Annotated in this window: 9 protein-coding genes and 1 pseudogene; 6 read left to right on the top strand and 4 right to left on the bottom strand. The window is 69.4% G+C overall.

Annotation, left to right across the window (positions count from 1 at the left end; genetic code table 11):
• The first annotated feature begins 173 nt into the window (after positions 1-173).
• On the top strand, positions 174-1,679 hold the full coding sequence (locus tag ACFXBC_RS22930; protein ID WP_385027395.1) for a PucR family transcriptional regulator ligand-binding domain-containing protein: 1,506 nt from the start codon (positions 174-176) through the stop codon (positions 1,677-1,679).
• A gap of 192 nt (positions 1,680-1,871) precedes the next feature.
• Here the strand turns inward: ACFXBC_RS22930 and ACFXBC_RS22935 are convergent, their stop codons facing one another.
• Genes ACFXBC_RS22935 through ACFXBC_RS22945 form a run of 3 tightly spaced genes read right to left on the bottom strand, consistent with a single transcriptional unit; the run spans position 1,872 to position 3,476 of the window.
• Positions 1,872-2,720, bottom strand: coding sequence for a helix-turn-helix domain-containing protein (locus tag ACFXBC_RS22935; RefSeq protein WP_385027398.1), 849 nt, complete (start codon positions 2,718-2,720; stop codon positions 1,872-1,874).
• Positions 2,721-2,734: 14 nt separating this feature from the next.
• Complete coding sequence (locus ACFXBC_RS22940; RefSeq protein WP_385027401.1) at positions 2,735-3,250, bottom strand: DUF6879 family protein; 516 nt, start codon at positions 3,248-3,250, stop codon at positions 2,735-2,737.
• Positions 3,222-3,476, bottom strand: a complete 255-nt coding sequence (locus ACFXBC_RS22945) for a hypothetical protein (RefSeq protein ID WP_385027404.1) — start codon at positions 3,474-3,476, stop codon at positions 3,222-3,224. The genes ACFXBC_RS22940 and ACFXBC_RS22945 overlap by 29 nt, the downstream gene beginning before the upstream one ends.
• A 740-nt stretch (positions 3,477-4,216) precedes the next feature.
• Between ACFXBC_RS22945 and ACFXBC_RS22950 the strand changes: the two genes are divergently transcribed.
• The 3 genes from ACFXBC_RS22950 to ACFXBC_RS22960 all read left to right on the top strand — a co-directional run bounded on the left by ACFXBC_RS22950 (position 4,217) and on the right by ACFXBC_RS22960 (position 5,399).
• Positions 4,217-4,705: a glycine-rich domain-containing protein gene (locus ACFXBC_RS22950; RefSeq protein WP_385027407.1), complete on the top strand. Its 489-nt coding sequence runs from the start codon at positions 4,217-4,219 to the stop codon at positions 4,703-4,705.
• 30 nt (positions 4,706-4,735) lie between these two features.
• On the top strand, positions 4,736-4,978 hold the full coding sequence (locus ACFXBC_RS22955) for a hypothetical protein (RefSeq protein ID WP_385027410.1): 243 nt from the start codon (positions 4,736-4,738) through the stop codon (positions 4,976-4,978).
• 211 nt (positions 4,979-5,189) lie between these two features.
• A complete protein-coding gene (locus ACFXBC_RS22960) occupies positions 5,190-5,399 on the top strand; it encodes a hypothetical protein (RefSeq protein WP_385027413.1) in 210 nt (69 codons plus the stop codon).
• 118 nt (positions 5,400-5,517) lie between these two features.
• On the opposite strand, the gene ACFXBC_RS22965 is transcribed toward ACFXBC_RS22960, so the two are convergent.
• Positions 5,518-6,702 (bottom strand): acyl-CoA dehydrogenase family protein, encoded by a 1,185-nt coding sequence (locus ACFXBC_RS22965; RefSeq protein WP_385027416.1) that lies wholly within the window; start codon positions 6,700-6,702, stop codon positions 5,518-5,520.
• A gap of 180 nt (positions 6,703-6,882) precedes the next feature.
• Between ACFXBC_RS22965 and ACFXBC_RS22970 the strand changes: the two genes are divergently transcribed.
• On the top strand, positions 6,883-8,016 hold the full coding sequence (locus ACFXBC_RS22970) for a CaiB/BaiF CoA transferase family protein (RefSeq protein ID WP_385027419.1): 1,134 nt from the start codon (positions 6,883-6,885) through the stop codon (positions 8,014-8,016).
• Between the two features lie 154 nt (positions 8,017-8,170).
• Positions 8,171-8,451 (top strand): annotated as a pseudogene (locus ACFXBC_RS22975) (TetR/AcrR family transcriptional regulator); the annotation flags it as partial.
• Positions 8,452-8,576 lie beyond the last annotated feature (125 nt).

The following is an 8,576-nucleotide window of genomic DNA, read 5'->3' on the forward strand; positions in this document are numbered from 1 at the left end:
GGCGGAGAGGATGCACCACGGGCCGGGGGGCCGTCGGCGCAGGTATGGCGTGCCGCGGCGGCCCGTTCGCCTTTCCCCGGCCTTCGCCGTCTCCCGGCCGTTCGCCACTTCCCCGGCCCAGCCCCCGTGCACCACGCCCCCGGTGTACGGACCGGCTGTGGCACCCTGGCCCGGTGCCTGTCCTCGCATCCGAAATGCTGGCCCAGCGTGAACTGCGGCTGACCGCGGTCACCTCTCCAGGCTCCTGGCCGGACGTGCCGGTCAGCTGGTCGTCCACCACGGAGCTGGAGGACCCGGTCCCCTTCCTGCGCGGCGGCGAACTGGTGCTGACCACCGCGCTGCGCAGACGTACCCGAGCCCAGTGGGACCGGCTGGTGCGTGATCTGGTGGCGGTGCCGGTCGCGGCGGTGTGTGTGGGGATCGGCCTGGTCCACCACCGGGTTCCCGCCGGGCTGCGGGCCGCCGCCGAACGCCATGGGCTCGCGCTGCTGACTTCCCCGGTGGAGATCCCGTTCATCCAGATCAGCCGGTGGGCGGCGGACCGGATCTTCGCGGAGCAGTACGCCCGCACCCGGCTGATGATCCGGCTCCAGGACGAGATCACCGGCGCCCTGCTCGCGGGGCGTGGACTGCGCCATCTGGTCTCGCTGCTGGCCCGCAGGCTTGGCGCCGATGTGGCCGTCATCGACCCGGCCGGCACGGTACTCGAACAGCATCCCCGGTCGGCACGGTGGCCCGTCGGCGAAGTCGCCGCCGCTTCGGACACCCCGAGTGCGGACGCTCCCGGCCTGGTGTCCTTCCCGGTACGCGCGGACGGCACCGTCGCCGGTTACCTGGTGGCCCGGGGCCCCGACGAGCAGGTCACCCTGCTGGCACCGGTGGCCGGTCTGGCCGGCCTGGAGATCGCACGCCGCCAGGCGCTGCTCTCCGGGCGCCGTGAACTGGTCGGGCAGGTCGTCGCGGACATCCTGCACCACGGGCTGCGGGGCAACGAGGCGGAGCGCAAGCTGAGCCGGATCGGGGTGGATCCGCGGGCCGGCCACCGGGTGGTCGTGGCCAGTTCCGGCCAGGCCGCCTCCCTGCTGCGGCAGCGGCCCCTCGACCTGGCGGCGCTGCTGCGCGGGCAGTCCGACCCGTACCCGATGTGCCCGCTGGACGACGGCATCGTCGTACTCGTCCCGGCGGACGGCGACGCCCGGTCCGTCGCCGAGCGGCTGCTGCACCACATCGGCGGCGGCCCGGGATCCCCGTCCGTGGCGGTCGGTGTGAGCGGGGCGCACCAGGGGCCGGACGGTATCCGTATCGGTTACCACGAGGCCCGGCAGGCCCAGCGTCAGGGCCCCGGGGTGCAGGAGTGCCGCACCCTCTCGCTGCCGGGGCTGCTGCTGAGCAGCGCCGATCTGCCTCTGACGGAGCTGGCGACCAGCCTGCTCGAACCCGTACGGCGTTACGACGAGGCGCACGGCGCGGCCCTGGAGGCCACCGTGCGCAGCTACCTGGCCCACGACGGCTCGGTCACGGAGACCTGCCGTGCCCTCAATCTGCACCGCAACTCGCTGCGCTACCGGCTCGGCCAGATCGAACGGCTCCTGGGCAGACGGCTCACGGCGACCCAGGACCGGCTGGAACTCTGGCTGGCGCTGCAGGTGCTGGGGCCGGCCGGTGACCAGGACGACTGACGGGCGCCCGGGGGCGGTTCAGCCCCCCAGCACCTGCCGCGCCATGACCACCCGCTGGATCTGGTTGGTGCCCTCGTAGATCTGGGTGCTTTACAGCCTCTACCGCTCTGGCCTGCGTAAACACACCCTTCACAGGGTGCTTCCCCAGCATTTGCCCAGGATCAGCCACACGTGAGGTGTCTCCGTTGCCGGTCAGCCCAGCGACGCCACCGCGTCCGCGATGAGGGAGCGTGCTGCCGCGCCTCGTGTCGCGCCCTGCGAGAGACGTTCAAAGGCGCGGGCGTACAGCTCGACCTGACTGGGCTGCGTGAGAGTGGACGCAGCATCCAACGTGTCTGCGTGCACCCGGCTGTCGTCGAAGATCGTGAAGGTGGGCATGGGCCACACTGACCGTTGCTCCGAGAACGGGACGATGCCCACGGCGACGTTATGAAGGTCCATGATCCCGAGCAGGTGGCCGAGCTGGGCTGCCATGGTTTCGGCGCTGCACAACCGGTAGCGCAGCACCGACTCTTCCAGTGCGAAAGAGAACCGGTGCCCGCCCTTGCTCAGCACCTCGTTACGCCGCATGCGGGCCGCCACGGCGTCGCTCACGTCGTCCGGTGTTCCTCGGAAATCCGCGATGGAGGTCAGCAAGGCGGAGGCGTACCCCGGTGTCTGAAGGAAGCCAGGGATCACGTCGGATACGTAGACACGGAAGGTCCTGGTTTGTTGGTAGAGGTCGCCGATGCTCTCCTGGAGCCGCCGGAGGCCGGTCCGCTGGACTCGCTTCCACTCCACATGCGCTTCCGCGGACTGCCGGTTGGTCGCCACCAGATCCGGGGCCTGGTCCTCGGCATCACAGGCCCGACACCATGCCCTGATATCCACATCGGACGGAGGCGTCTTGGCGTTCTCGATCCGGGACGACTTCGATTCCGACCAACCGCACCTGACGGCCAGCTCCCGCCCACTGATCCCCGCGTCCTTTCGGATCTCGCGTAGCCGGCCGGCCAGGGCTTCGCGGGCCTTCTGAACACGTGCGGAGGGGTGCGGAGGCATGGAGCCGGCTTTCGTCAGACCTTGTACTGGTGGTGCGGGATCCCTCGCTCCCAGACCGTCTCAAATGCGGCGGAGCACAGCTTCACTGCCTCCGGATCGGCCGTGATCTCGTCCTGCACCACCGCACCGTCACCCGAGAAGTGGTGCACCCGGAGAAGGGTGTCATCGAACAGCCAGAAGTCATTTCCCGGAAGGGGGATGGTTGTGGCGTGCGGCCGGGGAAGCCAGCGGACTTGCTCCCCCGCGGTGACGTTGGCGTAGGTGACGTAGTGCTCCCAGCGGATGTACTCCGACACCGGCTCGGAGATCACTCGCGCCCTTCGGATCACCACACCCCTGGCGACGGTGTCAGCGATCAACTGGTCGTAGGGGTGCCACCAGGACTCGCGGTCCTGCCAGTTGATCCGTTCCCCCTGCTTCCACGCCTCGAACCGGTCCGTGGCGGCGTAGGAGTCGCGCAACTCCAGATGAACGGCGGACCGCTCGCACCGGCCAAGCAGCTCAGCGAAGCTGGGCACGCTCGACGGCATCACACGCCTCCCTGATCATCGGAATCATCCTGGCCGGAATCCTGACGATTGCCTCAGTCTCGGGTACTGAGCCGTTCGCGGGGCTGGTCGCCTCACAGTCCGCCTGAGTCCCGGGGGTTGGCTTCCACCCCTGCAACAAGACCTCCTGTGCTTCCGCGTCCGCCCACACGGTGGGGCAGTGGTCCCGATCGGTGTCGGGGTCAATCCCAAAGAACTCTACGGCCACGGCAGGCTCCCTGGTCGAGGCACTTGCTTGGACTTGCACCAGCCTCTTTGAACTGGGAAGAGAGCGTCAATACCGCAACGCGCCAAATGAATTGACGTGCAAGCTCATGCAAGTTTGTGGAGCCCGGTCCTCCCGGCTTCCTACGGTCGCCACATCGACGCGGAATCGATCGGGAGGCCAGCATGGCGAGCGGGATGAAAACGGCGGAGGGGGCTGGGGGTATCGGCATGAGTGAGCCGAGAACCTGTCCGAGCGGGCCGGTAGAGCTTTCACTGACTGCAGACCTGAAGCCCACCCCCGTGCCGCGCTGCGCTGGATGTACAGAGCCGGCCAACGCGCGAGACCGCGCGAGGGTGGGCGACATGACCACAGTGCCGGACTGCAACGTCTTCCTGCGACGGCATCCGGAGGACCACTGATGGTCACGGCCCGAGACATCGGGGCCCTCGTCACGGATGCGTGGGGCAGGGTCGGAGTTCTGCGTGATGTGATCCCGGACTTCGAGGACCCCGCCCACCTGCCGCAGGACCGCCGGAAGCGCCCGACAGCGTTTATATGGCCTGAGTCCGGAGGCGCTGAGTGGCTGGTCTCGCCGGATTCCGTGCAACGGATTGAGGAGACTCCGGTGCGTCCGTCGACCCCGTGACGAACCACCGGGCTATCCCACCCCGGCAGCGGAAACTTTGGCGAGTCGAGCTACCGGGGTGGGCTGTGAAACCCCACAACAGGGAGGAACGCCCATGCACGACGTACGCGCATTACTCACCCCTGCCGCGTTCGAGGGTGTCGTCGCCACCGTCATCGACAACAACCCCGGCATGAAGGAGGCTACGGCCGAGCGGATCGTAGTGGAAGCGCTCAAGTTCATGGATGCCGCAGCGCAGTTCCCGACCGTCAAGATCACGCCCTCCAACGTGGTGGACGAGGGGTGGCACGCCCTGATCCTGCATACGAACCTGTACGGGAAACTGTGCGAGCACCTGGGGCGGTTCGTGCATCACTGGCCCGAGCGTCCCGACGTCGAGCGACACGACGATCACGCGCTCACTCGTACGGTGGCCATCATCGAGCAGGCCGGGCACACCGTGGACAGCGAACTGTGGACGGGCCCGGCCACAGCCCTGGTATCGGTGGCAGCCAACTGCTCCCACACGCCCAAGCCCGGCGGCTGCGGCCCGATCAATCCGGGCAAGTGCGCTTCGCACTGCTCGGGCAGTGGCGGTAGCTAGGCTGGCCGCGAGCAGACGGAAGGCGGAAGCGTGAACGCTGAGCAGGCCCGGCAAGTTGACGCCGTACTGAGGCAGTTGAAAATCCCCGGCGTAGTCGCACCCGAGGACCCGGAGAACACGGCGGGGCCCTGGCGCGTGTACGACAAGGCCGACCCTGCCACGCGCCGGGACGTGACAGCTGATGCACTGGCATCTGTGGCCGCCAAGTTCCCGGAGGAGAAACCGGAGCCGGGACCGACGCGGGGATTCGTGATCCCTCCCAAGAACGAGTGACCGCCTGCGACGCCGACCAACAAAAGAACGCCCCTGCCGCGAATGGCAGAGGTGTTCTTTGGTTCGTTCGAGCGGTTCAGAGCAACGCGCGAAAACGGTCTTCGGCCGACCGGCCTTTCCTTCCCGTTCCACGGTGACGACGATTTCGGGCAGTTCCTTGACCTCAACAGCCGATGCACCCACGTACGGGAGTACCTCCAAGCCGCATTCCATGCGGCACTACTACGGATCGCGCCTGCTGTACGCGGGCGTCCCGGAGAACGGTGTGGCCGACTGGATGGGTCGCAGCTCCACGGACGTGCTCGGGGAGCACTACCACTACATCTTCGAAGGAGCCGAGCAGCGCGGGCGGGCGGCCATCGCGAGCATGCTGACGCCCGGCGCGGACGACCCCACCGATGGACAGGCGGAAGTCGCCTGAGGGAGCCCATACGAACGACCCATTACGCCCATGACCGGCCCGAAACAGTCCCGAACGGACAGGTAGCCGATCACGGGCCGCGAGCGTCGAGAACGACCGCTGAAATGCAAAAACCCAGTTACGGCAGGTTCCGCGCCATCACGATCCGCTGCACCTGATTCGTGCCTTCATAAATCTGGGTGATCTTCGCGTCACGCATCATCCGTTCCACCGGGTGGTCGCGGACATAGCCCGCGCCTCCCAGCAGCTGGACCGCGTCGGTCGTGACCCTCATCGCCGTGTCGGACGCGAGGCACTTGGCGGCGGCGCCGAGGAAGGTGAGGTCCGACGAGCCGCACTGGGAGGCCGCCGCCGCGCGGTAGGTCAGCGTGCGGGCCGCCTCGATGTGCATCGCCATGTCGGCGATCATGAACTGGACGCCCTGGAACTCGGCGACCGGCCTGCCGAACTGGCGGCGCTCGCGTACGTAGTCCGCCGCGTAGTCCAGGGCGCCCTGGGCGATGCCCACGGCCTGGGCCGCGATGGAGATCCGGGTGTGGTCCAGCGTCGCCAGTGCCAGTCGCAGCCCGCGCCCCTCGTCGCCGAGCAGCCGGTCGGCCGGGAGGCGGACGCCGTCGAAGTGGACCTCCTTGGTGACCGATCCGTGCAGGCCCATCTTGCGTTCCGGGGCGCCGTAGGAGACGCCTTCGTCGGTCGCCTCGACCACGAACGCGGAGATACCGCGCTTGCCCAGGGCGGGATCGGTGACCGCGAACACGATCAGCACGGCGGCCTCGCCCGCCGATGTGATCCAGCTCTTGGTGCCGGTGAGCCGCCAGCCATCGCCGTCGGGCACCGCACGGCAGGTCATCGCGGCGACATCGCTGCCCGCCTCGCGCTCGGAGATCGCGTACGCGCACAGCGCCTCGCCCGAGGCCACTCGGGGCAGATACCGCTCGCGCTGTGCGGCACTCCCGGCGAGCAGCAGCGGGGTGACGCCGAGCTTGTTGGAGCTCAGGACGGTGGAGATGCCCGCGGACACCCGTGCCACCTCCTCGATGGCGATGGCCTGCGCCAGCGTGTCGGCGCCCGCCCCTTCGTACTGTTCGGGGACGCCCAGCGCGTGGAATCCGGCGGAGACGAGTTCCGCGTAACCGTCGGCCGAGAAGACGTCATCGGCGTCCGCCCGGTCCGCCAGTGGCCGGATCCGGTCCTCGGCGAAGGCGCGTACGGAGGCCCGGAAGTCCTCGTACTCGGCGGGCATCCGATACGGCGGCTGTTCCTGCGGTGTCTGTTGCTGCGGTGTCTGTTCGGAGGTGCTCATGGCACCAAGTCAGTCACCGGCCCACCGCCCGCCGCCATGTGCGCCTGCACAGTATCGGTGCCGTTCTCCGTGGCTGTGCACATATCCCCGGGAGGTCCGCGCTCCTAGCGTTCGGTGCTGTCGAAACCTTCGTCGAAGCGTTCGTCGAAGCGTTCAGTGCAGTCGAACCGAGGAGTTGCCATGCCCGCGTTGAGCGGCATCCGGGTGCTGGATCTGTCACGGGTACTCGCCGGCCCGTTCTGTACGTCCCTGCTGGCCGACGTCGGTGCCGATGTGGTCAAGGTCGAGCCGCCCGGCGGCGACGACACCCGGCGGCTCGGGCCTTTCGCCCAGGACGTCAGCGTCTACTTCGCGATGCTCAACCGGGACAAGCGGAGCATCGCACTCGACCTCAAGGACCCCCGGGACCTGGAGACGCTGTGGTCGCTGGCAGCGCGGGCGGACGTACTCGTGGAGAACTTCCGCCCGGGGGTCGCCGACCGGCTCGGCATCGGCGCGGACGCGCTGCTCGCCCACAACCCCCGGCTGGTGTACGCGAGTATCTCCGGGTTCGGGCAGTCGGGCCCCCTGTCCGCGCGCCCCGCCTACGACCTGATCATCCAGGCCATGTCGGGGATCATGGAGACCACCGGCAGCCCGGACGGCGAGCCGACCAAGGTCGGTGAGTCCATCGCCGATCTGCAGGCGGGGCTCTACGGCTCGTGGGCGGTCTGCGCGGCGCTGGTCGAACGGGAGCGCACCGGGCGGGGCCAGCACCTGGACATCGCCATGCTGGACGCGATGGTCTCGCTCCAGCTCACCAGCGCCAGCCTGCTGGCCGCCGAAGGCGCACCGCCCACCCGGGTCGGCAACCGGCACCCGGTCTCCACCCCGTTCGGTGTCTACCGTGCGGCCGACGCACCGGTGGTCCTGGCCGCGGCCAACGACCGCACCTTCCACCGGCTCCTTGAGCTGATCGGGCGCCCCGACCTGGCCGGCCACCCCGTCTACCGCACCGACGAGGCGCGCACGGCCCATGAACCGGAGGTCCGCGCCACCATCGAGGAGTGGACACGGCAGCGCTCCGCGGCCGAAGTCGTCGCCCTCGCCGGGGAGCAGGGCGTCCCGGCGGGCCCGGTGCGGGATCTCCAGGAGGCCATCGACAGCGTCCGCCCGCGGGGCGTCACCGGCGGTTTCCGGCATCCGGCGCTGGCCGGGATGACGGCGCTGCGACAGCCCGTGGCGTTCCAGGGCGCACCCGAGGCCGCGCCGTCCACCACCCCCGGCCTCGACGCGCACCACGACGAGGTGCTCCACGACTGGCTCACCGGTTGAACTGCCACGCGGCAGGGTCCCGTGCCGGGTCCCGCCGGTCCGCCCGCGCCCGGCCCGGCAGTCCGCCCGCGCCCCGCCCACACCGGGCCCCGGCGGCGCAGCACGTCCCGGTACGGCCAACGCCCGGCGCCACCGCAGTCGGTACCCTGTTCCCATGACGACCGGGGTACGCCGCAGAATGGGCGTCGAAGAGCGCAGGCAGCAGCTGATCAGTGTCGCCCTCGACCTGTTCAGCCACCGCTCCCCCGACGATGTCTCCATCGACGAGATAGCCGCGGCCGCGGGGATCTCACGGCCGCTCGTCTACCACTACTTCCCCGGCAAGCAGAGTCTGTACGAGGCGGCCCTGCGCCGCGCGGCCGACGAGCTGGCCGAGCGGTTCGTCGAGCCGCGTGAAGGGCCGCTGGGGGCGCGGCTGCTGCGGGTGATGGAGCGGTGGGGGGGGGCGGGCTGCCCGCGGCAGCCGCGCCAGCGGCCGCGCGCGGTCGCGCGGGGGGGTCGTGTGCGTGCGGAGCGCCGCGCGGTGTTGAGCGCCACGGTCTGTACTCCAGGGGGCTGTT

Source organism: Streptomyces sp. NPDC059398 (assembly GCF_042751845.1).
Lineage (GTDB): Bacteria > Actinomycetota > Actinomycetes > Streptomycetales > Streptomycetaceae > Streptomyces.